Below are 16427 nucleotides of genomic sequence, written 5' to 3'. Positions count from 1 at the left end.
CTCAGACATCTCCTCCGCCGCAGCGGTTCTCTGGGCGCGCACCGCCACAGTGGCTACCCAAGCGTCTCCCACTGCAGCTGCTACGCAAGTGCCTCCCGCGCCGCAGCCGCTTTCCGAGCGCGCTTCTCCTCCGCACGGCGTTCGCGAAGCTGCGCGAAGAAAGTTTTGAGTTCCGCCGCGCACTCCTCTTCCAAAACACCAATCGTGACCTCAAATTCGTGATTGAGGCGCGGGTCGTGGCTCACGTCGTAGAGCGTTCCTACCGCTCCGCCCTTTGGGTCGGGAGCGCCATACACACAGCGATCGATGCGCGCATTGACCATTAGACCCGCGCACATGAGACACGGCTCGAGCGTCACGTACACGGTGCAGCCCGTGAGTCGCCAGTGACCCAGCACGCGTGCAGCCTCGAGCATCGCCGCGAACTCGGCGTGCGCCGAAGGGTCCTCGTCGAGTTCGCGACGATTGTGCGCACGGGCGATAATTTTGCCCTCGTAAACCACAACGGCACCGATGGGGACCTCGCCTAACTCGGCCGCTGCACGCGCTTGCGCGAGCGCTTCGCGCATGAAGTGTTCGTCTTCCGATAAAGCGCCCGTATCTGTCGCCACGCATTCATCATCGAACGAGATACCCGCACCTGTAACCGTGCGCTCGTTATCAGCCATGGCACCCGCGCATGTAGGGGTTTGCCCATCAGCCGTTGCGCAATTTGCACTCGTTTGCGCGAGCTCGCTTATTTCGCATGGATGCTCCATAGCTCCTCCCAACTTGCCAATCTTTTTCTTGTTCGATGCTATCATTACTAACCACATGGAGAGATGGCAGAGCGGTTGAATGCGGCGGTCTTGAAAACCGTTAGGCGTTTACGCGCCTCGGGGGTTCGAATCCCCCTCTCTCCGCCAGTTAGGTTTGAGAAGCGAGCCCGGGCGGCCCGCTTTTTTGTCGGAACGCGCACGGATTCGAACCCCGTCCGGGGCGCGGGGCTGCGACGATGCGGCAGCATCGGCCAGCGAAGCGAGCCCGGGCGGCTCGCTTTTTGTCGGAACGCGCACGGATTCGAACCCCGTCCGGGGCGCGGGGCTGCGACGCCGGCGCATCTAACTTGCAACGAGGTCGGTTATTCGCATAGTTTCGGGGTTTCGCAAAGTAGGCACTCATTTTTAGGGACCAAAACCGCAGGTCGCGCTCCCTCAAATCCCTCGTCTACTCAACGAATCGCCCAAACAGTGCGAATAACCGACCTCGTTGCAGATCGGAACGGGCTAGGGCGCTAAAAAGACACCGTTGAGGCGACAAGAATGCGCCACGGACTCTGCAATCCTCCCTTCACAGAGTAGCGATACCCCTACGCTATACTTGTTCCTGGCAAAACTCTTGAAAGGAGCCCTCCGCATGTCACAGGCCCTCACGCCCTCCGATACCTGCGTCCTCGTCACCGGCGGCGCCGGCTTTATTGGCTCTCACACCGTCGTCGAGCTGCTCACAGGCGGTTATCAGGTAGTCGTAGTCGACAACCTTTCCAACGCGTCCGCCAAGGTCGAAGACCGCATCAAGACCATCGTGGGCAGCGAGGCGGCAGCCAACCTCACCTTCTACATCGCCGACGTCAACGACCGCAATGCGCTCAACAAGATCTTCGACCAGCACCATATCGACCGTGTCATCCATTTCGCTGGCTATAAGGCCGTGGGCGAATCGGTGAGCAAACCTATCGAGTATTACAGCAACAACATCGGTAACACGCTCACCCTCGTGGACGTCATGCGCAACCATGACTGCAAGTCCATCATCTTCTCGAGCTCCGCCACCGTCTACGGCGACCCCGAGAGCCTGCCACTCACCGAGGTAAGCGCCAAAAAGCCTGCTACCAACCCCTATGGCTGGACCAAATGGATGATTGAGGAGATCCTCTCCGACCTCCACGCCGCCGATCCCGAGTGGAACGTCGTGCTGCTGCGCTACTTCAACCCCATCGGCGCGCATGCAAGCGGCCTTATGGGCGAGGACCCCAAGGGCATCCCCAACAACCTGCTGCCATACGTGGCGCAAACCGCCATCGGCAAACGCGAGGTCGTCCACGTTTTTGGCAACGACTACCCCACCCCCGACGGCACGGGCGTGCGCGACTACATCCACGTCGTCGACCTGGCCACAGGCCACGCCGCCGCACTCCAGTGGATGAACGGTCGCACCGGCGTCGAAATTTTCAACCTTGGTACAGGTCGCGGCACCTCGGTCTTCGAGATCATCCACGCGTTTAGCGAGGCATGCGGCCACGAGGTCCCTTATGTCATCGATCCGCGCCGCCCTGGCGACGTAGCCGAAAATTACGCCGACTGCTCCAAGGCGCACGAGCTTATGGGTTGGCAGGCGCAGTTCGACATCAGCGACATGTGCCGCGACGCCTGGAACTGGCAGTCGCACAATCCCAACGGCTACGAGGGATAGGGACACATTCTGTGACCAGCTCGTTTGTTGAATATCTCAAGTCGCGCCTCCCTCTCGTGGAGAAGGCGCTCGCCGCCGCGGCCCCCGCTTCCCTCGCAAAGCCCGGTACGCGCATCGCTCGGGACTTGGAAGACTACCTCTACGATCCACTCGCCCGCTTCACCGCGAGCGGCGGAAAGCGCGTCCGCCCCGCACTCGTGCTGCTTGGCGCCGAAGCGGCAGGTGGTGATGGCGCACAAGCCCTGTCTGCCGCTGTCGCCGTCGAGCTGTTCCAAAGCGCCGCCCTCATTCACGACGACATCGCCGACGAAAGCGAACTGCGCCGAGGCAATCCATGTGTACATTGCGTCGAGGGAACAGGCGTTGCCATTAACATCGGTGACCTGGCGCTCACGCGCGTGTTTGAGGTTGTGCTGGACGATGCGAACCTCCCCGCGGACCGCAAGCTGCGCGTTCTCAAGGAACTCGCCCGCATGGAACGCCACACGCTCGAGGGCCAAGCGCTCGACCTGGGCTGGGCGCGCGACGGTCACTGGGATATAACGCCCGAGGACTACCTCTATATGGTTGAGGGGAAAACCGCCTGGTACACCGTTGCCAGCCCCCTGTATTTGGGCGCACTTGCAGCAGGCGCGAGCGAGGACACGGCGCGCGACTTCATTGAAATCGGCGTGCATGCGGGTATCGCATTTCAAATCCAGGATGACCTGCTCAACCTCGTTGGCAACGCGAACGCACAGGGCAAGGACTTCCGCTCCGATATCACCGAGGGCAAGCGCACGCTGGCGGTCGTCTCGGCGCTGCAAGGGCTGAATCCGCCCGAGCGCAACGAGTTGATTGCGCTGCTACGCGCTGGCACCAAAGACCCGGCCGAATTGGAGCGCGCTGTCAAGTTCATCGAGCTCGGAGGCGGCATCGAACACTGCTACGACCTCGCCGCACAAGAGGCAGCGCAAGCCCAACAGCAAGCGCGCGACCTTGTAGCACAGCATCACATTGCTCCCGAAGCGGGGGCCCTGCTCTGCGACATGGCCGATTTCTTCGTCAACCGCTCTGCCTAGACACGCCTCGCAGCGTCGGGCGTTCCAACGCGCATCACAACGTCAGATTCGGATCGGCGTCGATGTCCAGAGGGGCAAACTCGCCGCGCAAGAACTTCTCGCGTGCCACAACTGCGATCATCGCCGCATTGTCCGTGCACGCCTTGAGCGGCGGCACCGTCACGCGGATGCCCTGGCGCCCCAACTTCTCGATCATCATCCGCCGCAGATGCGGATTGGCCGTCACGCCGCCGCCGATACAATACTCGCGCGCACCGGTCTCACGCAGGGCGTTTTTCGCCTTCTTGTACTGCACATCGAAAACGGCCGCTTCAAACGAAGCTGCCAGGTCGGGCAGGTTGATCGTACGGCCCGCCTTGGTTTCCTGCTCAATGTAGAGCGTCACGGCGGTCTTGAGCCCCGAAAGCGAGAAACGATAATCGCCGCGGCTGTTCAGAGCACGCGGGAAGTCGATCGCACAGGGGTTGCCGTCTTCAGCCAAACGAGAGATGATCGGGCCGCCGGGATAGCCCAGGCCCAGAGCCTTGGCCACCTTGTCAAATGCCTCGCCCACTGCATCGTCGAGCGTCTCGCCGAGCACCTCGTAATTACCCCAGGCGCGCACATGCACGAGCATGGTATGACCACCGGAAACCAGCGTGAAAATGAACGGCGGCTCCAAATCGGGCGTCGTGAGCTTGTTGGCAAAGAGATGCCCTTCAAGATGGTTGACCGCAATGAGCGGCAGACCCGCCGAAGCGGCAAAACCCTTGGCAAACGCCACGCCCACCACGAGTGCGCCCACCAAACCGGGACCATAGGTCACGCCCACGGCAGCGAGTTCAGCAGGCGCAACGGCCCCGCCCGCCAGGCCCAGCGACGTCGCGGCCTCCTCAAGTGCGGCATCCACCACACCCACAATGACCTCGACATGCTTGCGTGAGGCGATCTCGGGTACCACGCCGCCAAAACGAGCGTGGAAATCGATCTGCGTGGAAACCTGGTTTGCCAGCAGGTTGCCCTCAGCGTCCACGATGGCAACCGCCGTCTCGTCACACGAGCTCTCAATGGCCAGGATGAGCTGACGGCGCTTGAGCTCCGCGCTCTCCTCGGGAGTGCGCTCCGGCTCGGGCAGCGGCCATTCGCGCTGCACTGCCGCCGTAGGCTCGGGCGACGCTGGGTCAACCGGCAGCACCAACGGCAACGACGCCTGCATCACCAAGGCATCGCATCCGGGACCGTAGTAGCCACGACGACGTCCCACCTCGGTAAAGCCCAGGCTCTGGTACAGCGCGATCGCCGCCGTATTGCCATCCTCCACCTCGAGCGAGGCACTCGTGCAGCCGAGCATCTGGGCATCGTAGCTCACATGCGACAGCAGCTTGCGCGCAATGCCCGCACGCCTGTGCTCGGGCGCAACCGCCATGTTGAGGATCTCGATGTCGCGGTCGACCACCATGCCGCCCGCATATCCAATGAGCTCGCCATTGTCGTGCGCCACCCACCATGAGCGAGCAGCGGCGGCATCGGAGAAAAGCTCAGACAGGAACATCGACGCATTCCAGGCCTCGTGCCCTGCGTCCGCGAACACACGCTCCTCGAGCGCGGCCATGGGCTCGGCATCAGCCGCAGCCATCGGGCGGAACTGCAGGTGACGTCCGGCCAGCTCTTCGGCAACGCCCGTTACCGCAGTGTTCACGCTCTCGGCCAAACCCAAGCGCTTGCGTTCATTTTCCTCGGCGTCGGACAGACGCGTGTAGATGGGCAGCACCAGCGCCGGATCCCCGCTCTCAATACGGTTGTACGCCTCGGGATCGGCAGCAGCGAGCAGCAGCCCCTCGCCCGTGGGGCGCCACAGCTCAGGGTCAAGCGCACGGCCCATGAGCCCCGCTTCCTCGAACAGCTTGCCGTAACGCACCAGGCCGTCGCCCGTAAGCTGCAACTCGGACGCATCGGAGCGGGCGGCCCATTCCTCCACCGCAACCGCGGCCTTCACCACGCGCTCGCGCTCGAACATACGATGCGCGCCGACATCATCCAAAGCATACAGCGCGGGGTAGACCTCACCGCGCATGGCATCCGCCGCGACACCCAGCAGACCGCGCGTGCCTGCGCCCCAGGCGGTCCATGCACACGCATCGAGCGTTGAGGCACCCATCAACGGGACATTCGCGCCCCGTGCCAGGCCCTTTGCCGTGGAAATGCCAATGCGCACGCCCGTGAACGAGCCTGGACCGCGACCGACCAAAAAGCCGCCGACGTCCTCCATGCGCATACCCGCATCCGCGAGCACGCCCTGAACGGTCTCGACCAGTTCCACGTTGGCTTGCCGACGGCATAGATGGTCACGGCTCGCCAGCACCTCCACGCAGGCACGCGAAGGCGTATCGTCAAAAAAGACCTCGGGAATCCACCATGCCGCGGTGCACGCAAGCATGTCCGTCGAGGTGTCAATCGCCACAATCAAGGTTCGGAACTGATCAAGCTTCATCGTGATTCTCCACTGTTCTGAACAGCATCTTTCATAGAACTGGCCAAAGGAAATGCTCGGAGCGCTCTCGCGAGGTCCAAAATCAACGTAAACCCTAGGCCGTTATCTCCGCACAGGCCTGGTCGATAGCCTCCGCCAATAGATCCGCGCGGCGACCATGGGACTCAAGCGCAATCTCACGCGCATCCGGATCGTCGTCCACGCGCGTGATAACCACGCCCAAATACTCGTCGGTCAGCTCGTCCTGGAACTGCTCGCCCCATTCGAGCACGCATACACCCTCATACCCCAGTACGTCGTAAATGCCGGTATCCTCGAGCTCATACGCGTGTTCCAAGCGATACAGATCGAAGTGGAAAAGCGGAATCCGCCCCTCATCATGCACCGCCATAAGGGCGAAGGTTGGGCTCGTCACGGGATGCGCGTCGCCGAGACCCGCCGAAAGACCCTTGGTGAAGTGCGTTTTTCCCACACCGAGGCCGCCTGTGAGCACCAGGACGTCACCCTCGGCTGCAAACTCGGCAACGAGTTCGCCGAAGGTTATGGTGTCCTCCACGCACGAGCTCGCGTAGCAACGACGATCCAAGCGTTTCAGTGCCATGTTATTCAACCGCCCGCGGCAGCGCATCGGACCCGACCCCGGCAGCCCCGAACCCGGTCGTGCCAACGGCGCCAGCCGCACCAGCACCGGCCACACCATCGCTCGCCGGATGCTCCGCCAGATACTGTCCCAGCATGCGGAAGTCCGCCTCGAGCAGCTCCTGCCACGCCGGATTGCGCAGCGCGGCGGCAGGGTGGAACGTGGGCATCACCGTGAAGTGTCCCATCTGATGGAACCTGCCGCGCAACCTCGTAATGCCGACCTCGGTTTTGAGCACAAAATGCGAGGCAGGGTTGCCCAGCGTCACGATAATCTCCGGCCACACGCTGCGGATCTGCTCGCGCAAAAACGGCGAGCAGGCAAGCACTTCGTCAGCGGCGGGGTTGCGGTTTCCGGGAGGGCGGCATTTGAGCACGTTGGCGATGTAGATGTCCTCGCGGCGCAGGCCCGCAAGCGACAAAATGCCGTTGAGGTTCTCACCCGCACGCCCCACGAAGGGCTCGCCCTGCAGATCCTCGTTCCTGCCCGGTGCCTCGCCCACAAACATGACGCGCGCATGCGGATTGCCCACGCCAAACACGATGTTAGTACGCGTTTGGCACAACTGGCACAGGCGGCAATCGCCCAATACGGCGCGAATTTCCTTAAGCGAGACCTCGCGCGGCTTTTGCCCCTCATGCCCGGGGATATGCATAACGCCCATGGCTTCCCTCCACGTCACAATCGTTCGAAACATCCATCGCGCAGCGTCAGGCTGTGTCCTCCGTAACACGCGCCGTACAGCTCCGTGCCGCATGCCTCGCAGCGCCCATCGCACGAGCCCGCACCGCGTCCTTTGCAGTGCCGAGACCGCACACCGTCCTCGCGCTACACGTAAATCTTCTCCAAGCGCATGCCAAACCCACATGCCAGCTCGTAGTTGATCGTTCCGCACTTCGCCGCCAGCTCATCGAGGGTGATCTCGGCATCGCCATCGCGACCCACCACGGTCATCAAATCGCCGATCTCCGCCTCACGGACCGGCACCGGGCGGAACGACGTCGACCCAATGGCCACCATGAACTGATCCATGCAGATGTTACCCACCTGCTGAATGCGCTGACCGTCAAAAAGCACTTCCATACGGTTGGAGAGGATGCGCGGCAAACCGTCGGCGTAGCCAATGGGCAGCGTGCAGATCTCCATGCGAGAGCGGGGCACGCGGAATGTAAAACCGTAGCCAACGCCCTCGCCCATCGCGGGATACATCGTGTTCGTCACACGAGCACGCACGCTCATGACCGGCTCAAGCGGAAGCACACTCCTCGTCCGCTCGCACGGCTGCAGGCCATATAAGCCAATACCTGCGCGAATCATGTCAAAGTGCATGTTCTTGTTGAGGATGGAACCCGGCGTGTTGTCGCAATGCACGATGCCCGGATCGAAGCCCTCCGCACGCAGGTTATCAATCGCCTCGGTAAAGCGCTTGCACTGCAGCTGATGATCCCAGCCCGTGGGTTCATCGGCCGTCGCAAAATGCGTGAACGTTCCGTCACACTCCAAGCCCATGTGAAAATCCACGCTCCGACGGAACTCGGCAGCATCCGCATAATGCACGCCAATACGGTTCATGCCGGTGTTGATGGCCATGTGGTACTTGCCCACGCGTCCCAATGCCGCGGCGCGTTCGCCGTACGCCCAAGCAAACTCAGGCGTATAGACAGACGGCATGATATCGTTTTCAAGAAGCATATCGATAGCCGTGACCGGCGGCTCACTCAGCAGCAAAATGGGGAGCTTGACACCCGAAGCGCGCAGGGCAGCGCCCTCGAGCACCGTAGCGACAGCAAACATATCCGCACCCGCCGCGTGCATGATCTTGGCGCAGGCCGCGGCTCCGTGTCCGTAGGCGTCCGCCTTCACCACGCAGCACAAACGCTGACGCGAGCCAATCAGACTCTTAAACGCGCGCGTATTGCGGCGCAGCACGCCGGTGTCAATCTCAACCCACGACCAGCGTGTGGGGGGTTCGCTCAACGTTTGCATAACCTACTCCCCCGCTTCCAAATCAAACGCCTTGCATGCTTCGGCCTCAACGAGCCCCATCGCAGTGCCAATCTGGTCGATCAGATCGGTCGCAATCACGCTGTACTCGCCCATTTCGGCTGCCGCGGCATAGCCCGTATAGGAATGGACAGCCACCGCGTATGCGCAAAGCATCTCCCAGCGATCGACCTCGCCATGGCTCGTTGCCACATTTGCCGCCATGATGCCCGAGAGCACGTCTCCCGAACCGGCCGTGGCAAGCGAGACGGGCCCGCTCATGGGCAGCAGCACTTTCTCAACGCCCACAATCGCCGTTGAGGGGCCCTTGGCCACCACCACCATGTCTTCCGAGCCAGCGGCCCACACCAAGCGCTGAGCTGCAGAGATGGCGGTACCCAGGTCATCCACGCGCACATCGTTGGCCAAACGGGAGAGTTCCTTGTTGTGTGGCGTCAAGATGAGCGGCGCATCACGACGGTAGAGCTCGGGCGTCTGGTCGATGCCGCCAATCGCCAAACGGCTCATGCAGTTCAGCGCGTCGGCGTCGAGCACCAGCGGGACGTCGTCCATGGCAAGCAGGTCCGTTACCACCTGCATGCATCCGGATGCGGTCGTCATGCCCGGACCGCACAGCACGCAATCGTATTTCTTAGCCAAATCACATACGGCGCTGCTCGCCGCAGAGCCAAAGGAGCCACGCGTATCGGACGGCACCCCCACCACGGGAACGCTCGGCAGCGCCATGCGGATGAGGTTGGCGCAGGCATCGGGCGTGGCAACCGTGACATACCCGGCACCTGCACGCAAAGCGGCCTTGGCGGCCATCATCGCGGCCCCGGGATACCGCGCGGAACCCGCCACCACGAGCACGGAGCCACGGCTGTACTTGTGTGCGTTGGCCGGAATAACGGGCAGGTAGTCGAGCAGGTCAGCCGCGTCGACCACATCGGCCGCATGGTCGACGTCATCGATGACCTCGTCAAGTTTGTCATACAGTTTGCCGCACACGACGTCGCCCGCGTACTCAGGGCCGTCGGCACTGTATAGACCGATCTTGGGAGCCAACATGGTCGCGGTCTTCGTGGCGCGCACGCACGGGCCCTGCGCCTCGCCCGTCTCGGCGTCCAAGCCTGAGGGCACATCAACCGAAACGACGTTCATCTCAAGCTCGTTGAGCGTGGGAATCCAAATGGAGAACGGCGGGCGAACCGCACCGGAAAAACCTGTTCCCAAAATAGCATCGAGCACTACATCCGCCTTGCCCAACAGCTCAATGAGCTCATCGCGCGACGGACCCACCACAATGTTGACATCGCGACCGGCAGTGCGACGCGCAACATGACGAGCGATGGGGCTTTTGATCTCATCCGGCTCAAGAGGCGTCACCACGTCAACGGAGATGCCCTTGTGCTGGAGGATATCGGCCGCAACCCAGCCGTCACCTCCGTTGTTTCCAAAACCAGTCAACACCACAACATGCTTGGGCTTAAAGCCTTCAACCGTTGCGGCGGCAAACTCGCCGGCAAACTCCATGAGCTGCGCTTTTGATGTGCCAGCCTTCTCGATGAGATCCTCGAGTCGAATGACTTCCTCAGTGCTTAAGACCGGCTTCATTCCGCGTTCCTCTCTTCCGTAATGGGAGATTCACCTGTGGTTTCCAGCAGTTCGCTCTCCTGTACGCGCTCTAATTCGTCAAGTACGGAGCGAGCCTCTTTAAAGGATTGCGCAATACGCTGACGCTCAGTAAGCTTGTCCTCTTTGGGCTTTGGCCGAGCATCGGCGGTAATCGCCATCGCGTTGGCAACGGCAAGCTCCCCGGTAAACGAAAGGGAAATGGCGACCTCGAGCACCCCGAGCTCCTGCGCAACGCATAGTGCGCCACCACTCAAAACAGCAATGGGACGTCCATTGGCGTCACGGGAAACCGAAACGTCACAACGACCAACACCATTCTGTCCAAAGCCCGTACCCAGGGATTTAAGAACCGCCTCACGTGCGGCAAACCGACACGCATAGTGCGCCGCAGGACGAGCGGCCGCGTCACAATATGCCCGCTCTTCCTCGGTGAACATGCGAGGGATGAATGCAGGGGTCACGCGCATAATGCGCTCCATCTGGGCAATCTCAACCAGATCGACGCCAATTCCAGCTTCTGCCATATACACCCCCTCCTGAGCGCACGCATACAACGTTCCTATTGTATCCATAGAACTTGTGGATGAGGCGGCACGCATGAGAAACGCAAGGCTCACAACATGCACGTACCAGGATTAAAAGAAAAAAGAATACGAATCAAAAGAAAACAAGCAGTGCGAATAGACGGCTATTGCACATAGAGGCATGAATTTGCAACGAATAACTAATTTCAATTTCTAACAAAAAAGGCACCTGTCGAACAGGTGCCCCAGCAATCAAATTCAATGAGACGAGAAAAAGCATTGAATAGATGTCGGCTCCACATTGGCAAAGGCTCCCTCGCATATAAAGCGAAAGGGAGCCGTCCACCCGGGATCTCGAGACCTCTCGTGCCCTGGGGGCCGCACAGCGACTTCGGCGGCGGACCTCCTCGACCTGTATCGCGTCGCGTCGGCGTGCGGCACCGCATGGATGCGATGTGGCGCCCCGTCGCGGAGGGTGCGGGCTGTGCCGTCCTCTTTGCCGCCCTCACGCTTGCCGAGGCGGGACTCGAGCCGGTTCTCAAGGTACCCGCCCGGGCCCCCGTGGGGCCGCGCGGCAAGGAGATATAACGCCAGAGTCGCTACCAGCTGGAAGCATCTTCGATGAAAACCTCTATACATGAGGGCCTCCGCTTCTCACCTGAAAGCGGAGGCCCTTTCCAAGGAAAGAGTTTTATCTCATCCCACGCCTTAGGTGGCGAAGCTATCGGTCGATCTCTTTCTTATGGAGCGCGTGTGCGCCGATGCAAAGCAATCCAGCGGCAAACAGCGCAGCCGACGTCCATCCCATCAAACCGCCCGTACCGGGTAGATTATCCGAAGGCCTTTTGCCGCCTTCATGATCACCTGGGTTGTTGGGATCATCTGGATCGACAGGTTTATCTGGCAGCCTGTTCCTACTGTTCTCAAACGAAGTCTCGATAGTCTGGTTCTTTTCAATCACTCCCTCGAAGGTGCGCGACGTCGGCGACGTAAACCATCCCTCTTCGCCCTTCTCTTTGACGACATAATGCGTACCCACCGGCAGCCCCAGTATAACAACGCCCTCATCGTGATGCAGCAACAGCGTGTCGCCGTTCTTTATTTGACCGGCTTTATCTGTTGCGATGTAGTTGTACTCGCCACCCAGAGGCTTGCCCTGCGCGTCGGTTAGTGCGATCTCGAAGGAGAAGTTCCTTGTATAGTCTTCATCTTCCAAATTGCCGCCCACAACCTTTTTGCTTATGGCAAGCCTTCCCGTATTGCTCGCGCGATGTGGGGCATCTGCCACAACCACTGTGTTGAGCAGCGAAAACAGACTTGTGATATCGCTGTCTTTGAGGTCTTCGCGCTGATCCATCTGGTGCGTGTCGTCGATATCAGAGAGATTCTGCTCAACGCGAGCTCGAATAAAGCCCGTGTCCGCAATGAAGAACGGCTTGGTATTGGCTCCGCCCTCGCTATCGTGACGACCGTAATCCACCAGTGCGTTCATGCCATAGTGCAGGTTCATCGAGCGCTTGACGGACGTGCCCTCAAGCGTGGAATCCTTCCAGCCGTCCATGTCAAACGCGCCAGAATCCTGCTGCTGGCAATAGGCCGAGATATCTTGCAGCGTGATGTTGACCTCGCCATCGCTTGCGTATTTGACCATCGTCTGCGTGAGCTTGCCCACACCCGCCATAACAGTGATGCCGTCCTGTTCGGAACCCGCATCGGCATAAATTGAGTATCTGCCCACCACCACGGGAACAATCGTATCGTTTATCCTATAACCCGAAGGGCTCTTCGTCTCCTTGAGATAGAGCCATTCGCCGGTATTCGGCCAGATCATCTGCGCGTAGCCGGCAACGGGGCCTCCGACCTCTCCTGTTGTGGGATGCGGGCTGAAAACCAGCACGCCATCTTCGTCGCCAACGCGGGCCGTGGTGCCAGAAGCAACTGGATCGGTACCGGCTTTTGCGTCCGCCTCAGTTTTGAAGAGGGAGAATTCCGCGCCGTTCAGCAGCACGCCATCCTCGCTGATTTTCTGCACACGCAGCTCACGCTGCTCATTGGGAACGTAAATCAACGAGCGGAACGTTCTTTGGAACGTTCCGACGTTCAGGAAGCTGAACGCCATGTTATTTGCAGTCGCATCATCAGCGGTCGAGAGAATCTCGTCGGCCGCATCATCAACGACGCTATCGACATCTGCGCCATCCGCGATCTTGCTTTGCAACACGTTCCCCAAGCCCTCATAGCGTTCCGCGGCATTCGCACCGTCAACTCCGAGCTTTTGAAGTGCCGAAGGGGTAATCACGGCATACACCATGCGCATATCCGCGTTTTCGCTGTTCATGAGTTCGTAGCGATCTGCTCGGCCGGGAAGGTCGGATAGTGTTCCCTCAAGACGCCCATTCGTATCGTTCCATGACAGATACCACGCGGGAACAAGTTCATCCGTCTGCGCATTCGCCATTTGATACAGCGCCGCCTTCAGTGCGGCCTTGCGGAGCTCGGCGGCGGAAAAGACTTTCGCACGGTCACCCGGCCTGCATGCACGGAAGCCGCTCAAGTTGTCGCCATAAAGAGCGATCAGCGATCCATCATCCTGGCGCATGGCGGGAATTGCGACGACGAGGCCATCCTTTTGATAGTTAGCCTGTACGACGTCGTCCGTGGGGGAAACCTCGCCCGTATCCTCGATCCTTCCGTACGAGATGTTCTGGTTGCCGGTGATCGTACTCGTAAAGCTAGCATACGAACCCGTTATCCAACGATTTGCCACGATGAGCATCGAGGTATCGGGGTTGTACTCAAGCACGATATCCGTCGGGAGGCTGCGGTAGCTGGGCAGGGAGGTTACCTCTTTAAGAATATAGTACGTGCCTTCTCCGGTTGCCCCATCGTAACGGTCGGCGAAATTGAAGGGGCGCTCCTTTCCCTCCTCCACCGTGGTGAACTGTGCGATGCCGTTCTCATCGGTGGTCAGCGTCGTTAGGGGATCTGCACCGGACTGCTTGACGTAAATCGGATGGTCGGCGGTTGCGCCACTTGCATTCCTGCAGCTCAATGCTGAGGGGTCATCACTTGTCGACAATGCTGCGTCGTATAGCTCGAACTCGACGCCTTCGAGCGGTGCACCGTTTTGATCGACCTTCTTGATCTGGTGGTAGAGCTGGGACTGGAGGTTGAAACGCACCTTGAGGCTCGAGTCGTAATTGCCGCGCTCAAGATAGAACATCTTGAGCGTGTGGGAGCTGTTGCTGGCAAAGGTATTACCATTCCAGTTGAAATCATCTGCCACGTTCGCCGCGGTAAAGAGATCCTTGAGCGTCGTATAATCGATCGCCTCAGTGCCCTGGTCACCCTTTTGCGACTGCTTTCCCGTATTGTTGGAAATGGCGCCGTTATTCCGCCACGATTGGCCGACATAGACATCGCCCGTCGAAAAGTCGATCGTGCCGTAGAGCTCGCTGTGAATGCCGCCGATGTCGAGCACCAGCACATCGTCGACGAACACCCACACGTCGTCATCACCGGAGAATTCAAACGTCATGGGTACCAATCCCGCTGTTCCCGCGTTGATTCGCCCATTCAGGGGCTGGACGAAATCGCAGGTCATGGTCATACCCATGTGATGGTCGGCGAGGACCTGGTTATTTACATTGGTCTTGCTCTCGCTACTTGACAAGATGTTGGTAGGATTACCGTCTTTATCAGCGGTTTGGATGGAATCAAACACATCCTTGGCCTTATTAAACGGGAAGAAGTTGCCCAAGCTCTTCTCGCCGTTGAAGTCGCCGGTCTGGGGATCGTATCCTCCGTCGGTGCGCCAAACAGCGGGGCCGTCGTACAGCGTGAAGGCATGGTCACCGTTGGCGTCAGTCGTAAGCTCGGCAAAGTTCTCGCGCGCGTCGTAGTAGTAATAGCCATCGTCGCTCATCTGGAAGAGATTCTTCACGTCCGTATAGGTTTCTTTGTATTCATCATGAACATTCGGATCGAACAGGTAAGCGAGCGATGCCTTATCGCATGTACCGGAGACGGTGTCGCCATTCACTGTTATCCCACGGCTTTCTAGAAGCTTCGTTGACAGTGAACGAGCTGCATCAACTCCAGAACCCCGTTTCTCCGCATCATACAAGTACGCAATATCCGTACGCTGGCCCGTACCCCAATTGTCATTAGGGATTCCCGTTGCATCGGGCAGCTTCTGACGCGCATCTGCAAGATTCAGCATCGGGTAGCCATTTTGAAGCTTAGCCTCGACGATCCCCTTCATATTGGTATGTATTTTGCCCCACGGGCGCCCGGCGCCCGAGCCGAGGTTCCAATACCCCGCCTCAATCATGCCATCGCCAAAAAGCAGAAGGGCATTTTTATTGATGCCAAAATCCCATACGCTGTTATCATGCGAAGAGTTGCCGGGAAGCAAATCGTTCTTCCCATTGTCGCGATATTTCGTTGTGGTGTAATTGAAGAGGTTGACCGTCACGTCTGCCGGTTGCATGCCCTGGACAGTGTGATCGCTCAGAAGGTCGTCAGGAGTAAGGAGTCGCCGGGTGCCCGGATACGTCTCAGCTCGAGACTGCTGTGCGCTCGCTAGGATCTTTACTTGGTCAGGGAGATTAGATACCCCCCCCCCGTTTAGATTTGGTACCGCGCAATGCAGTTCTTGACCAGATTCGGCATCAGCCTCAACGGCGAGCGCCGCCATCGCACTGCAGCCCAACAAGATGGCACAGAGTGCCGCACAAAGCACGGACCTTCGCCTCTTCTGCAGACAATTCATTTTGTTTTGGAGTTTATGCGCAGAAAACACCGTACCCCCGTTCTTATTAGCGTCCTTACCGTCACGCAAGATGATTGCAAACTGCATATTCTAGCAGCGGCAGAAAAGGTCTGTAGGCCGATAGCGACCTTTCAACCACCCGTTGCGACAGACATTTCCTATGATAGCAACAAAGCAAAGTATGTTATGCAGGAACTGTAAAATATACTCAGGCATAAATCATAACTAGCCGCATAGCGGGTGGTTTTTTGCGCCACGCTGCGCGCGCCGCAGAGTTGAAGACCCTTGAAGAAAAAGGCCCCGGCCCGATAAGGGCCGGGGCCTCGAGCTCCGTCTCCAAAAAAGGGGAGNACTTAGATGTTTCAGTTCCCCCGGTTGTCCCCCCGGGGGCTATGCGTTCGCCCTCGGGGTGCCGCCACTGCTGGCGGCGGGTTCGCCCATTCGGAGACCCCGGGGTCGGCGGGTGTGTGCCCCTCGCCCGGGATTATCGCAGCTTGCCGCGTCCTTCGTCGGCTCCATGTGCCAAGGCATCCGCCGTGCGCCCTGGATATCTTCCCGCCCATCGGCGGGACGCCGTATCCATGAACTTGAACAAATGTCTGGGTGTCGCACACCGTCACCCGGAACTGGCCGGGCGGCGGTCTTGTCGTTGCAACTTACTCTTTTCAGATTTTGCAGATTGGAAGATTGCTTCGTTCTCGCAATCAAAAAGAAGAATCGATCAGATCGTTTCAAATAGATCCGTCTGTCGCTATGCGGCTCTCAAGGTACGCGGGGTGGACCCCGGGGACCGGACACGCGAAGGGACCTCGGAGGGACGCTGAAACATCGGCACACCTGCCGTAACTTCTTGTGAGATATGTTCTCTGTTGCCTTCTGAAAGCCT

Annotated in this window: 10 protein-coding genes, 1 tRNA gene and 1 other annotated feature; of the genes, 3 read left to right on the top strand and 8 right to left on the bottom strand. The window is 59.5% G+C overall.

Annotation, left to right across the window (positions count from 1 at the left end; genetic code table 11):
• Positions 1 to 80: 80 nt before the first annotated feature.
• Positions 81 to 668: a tRNA adenosine(34) deaminase TadA gene (tadA, locus tag C1711_RS06255; protein ID WP_102338614.1), complete on the bottom strand. Its 588-nt coding sequence runs from the start codon at positions 666 to 668 to the stop codon at positions 81 to 83.
• A gap of 147 nt (positions 669 to 815) precedes the next feature.
• Here tadA and C1711_RS06250 point away from each other — a divergent pair.
• From C1711_RS06250 to C1711_RS06240, 3 genes are all read left to right on the top strand, one after another.
• A tRNA-Ser gene (locus tag C1711_RS06250) sits at positions 816 to 905 on the top strand.
• 490 nt (positions 906 to 1395) lie between these two features.
• Positions 1396 to 2451 (top strand): UDP-glucose 4-epimerase GalE, encoded by a 1056-nt coding sequence (gene galE / locus C1711_RS06245; protein ID WP_102338267.1) that lies wholly within the window; start codon positions 1396 to 1398, stop codon positions 2449 to 2451.
• A gap of 11 nt (positions 2452 to 2462) precedes the next feature.
• Positions 2463 to 3512: a polyprenyl synthetase family protein gene (locus tag C1711_RS06240; RefSeq protein WP_234346310.1), complete on the top strand. Its 1050-nt coding sequence runs from the start codon at positions 2463 to 2465 to the stop codon at positions 3510 to 3512.
• Between the two features lie 34 nt (positions 3513 to 3546).
• On the opposite strand, the gene tsaD is transcribed toward C1711_RS06240, so the two are convergent.
• From tsaD to C1711_RS06205, 7 genes are all read right to left on the bottom strand, one after another.
• Complete coding sequence (gene tsaD / locus C1711_RS06235) at positions 3547 to 5982, bottom strand: tRNA (adenosine(37)-N6)-threonylcarbamoyltransferase complex transferase subunit TsaD (protein ID WP_102338266.1); 2436 nt, start codon at positions 5980 to 5982, stop codon at positions 3547 to 3549.
• A gap of 94 nt (positions 5983 to 6076) precedes the next feature.
• Positions 6077 to 6583, bottom strand: a complete 507-nt coding sequence (gene tsaE / locus C1711_RS06230; protein ID WP_102338265.1) for a tRNA (adenosine(37)-N6)-threonylcarbamoyltransferase complex ATPase subunit type 1 TsaE — start codon at positions 6581 to 6583, stop codon at positions 6077 to 6079.
• A gap of 1 nt (position 6584) precedes the next feature.
• Positions 6585 to 7286 carry a uracil-DNA glycosylase gene (locus tag C1711_RS06225; protein WP_234346308.1) on the bottom strand — a complete coding sequence of 234 codons (702 nt, stop codon included), beginning with the start codon at positions 7284 to 7286 and terminating at the stop codon, positions 6585 to 6587.
• Positions 7287 to 7450: 164 nt separating this feature from the next.
• Positions 7451 to 8608, bottom strand: coding sequence for an alanine racemase (alr, locus tag C1711_RS06220; protein ID WP_102338264.1), 1158 nt, complete (start codon positions 8606 to 8608; stop codon positions 7451 to 7453).
• 3 nt (positions 8609 to 8611) lie between these two features.
• Positions 8612 to 10222 carry an NAD(P)H-hydrate dehydratase gene (locus C1711_RS06215; RefSeq protein WP_102338263.1) on the bottom strand — a complete coding sequence of 537 codons (1611 nt, stop codon included), beginning with the start codon at positions 10220 to 10222 and terminating at the stop codon, positions 8612 to 8614.
• The gene (locus C1711_RS06210) at positions 10219 to 10767 is read right to left on the bottom strand and encodes a holo-ACP synthase (protein ID WP_102338262.1); all 549 of its coding nucleotides are present in this window, start codon (positions 10765 to 10767) and stop codon (positions 10219 to 10221) included. Before C1711_RS06210 ends, C1711_RS06215 begins: the two co-directional genes overlap by 4 nt.
• Before the next feature lie 721 nt (positions 10768 to 11488).
• Positions 11489 to 15244, bottom strand: a complete 3756-nt coding sequence (locus C1711_RS06205; protein ID WP_102338261.1) for a prealbumin-like fold domain-containing protein — start codon at positions 15242 to 15244, stop codon at positions 11489 to 11491.
• 621 nt (positions 15245 to 15865) lie between these two features.
• Positions 15866 to 16054 (bottom strand) — a sequence feature (23S ribosomal RNA rRNA prediction is too short).
• Positions 16055 to 16427 lie beyond the last annotated feature (373 nt).

Origin of the sequence: Collinsella provencensis (genome assembly GCF_900199705.1) — a bacterium.
GTDB lineage: Bacteria > Actinomycetota > Coriobacteriia > Coriobacteriales > Coriobacteriaceae > Collinsella > Collinsella provencensis.
The sequence above is the reverse complement of the archived record's forward strand: the minus strand, read 5'-3'. Positions and strand labels throughout refer to the sequence as shown.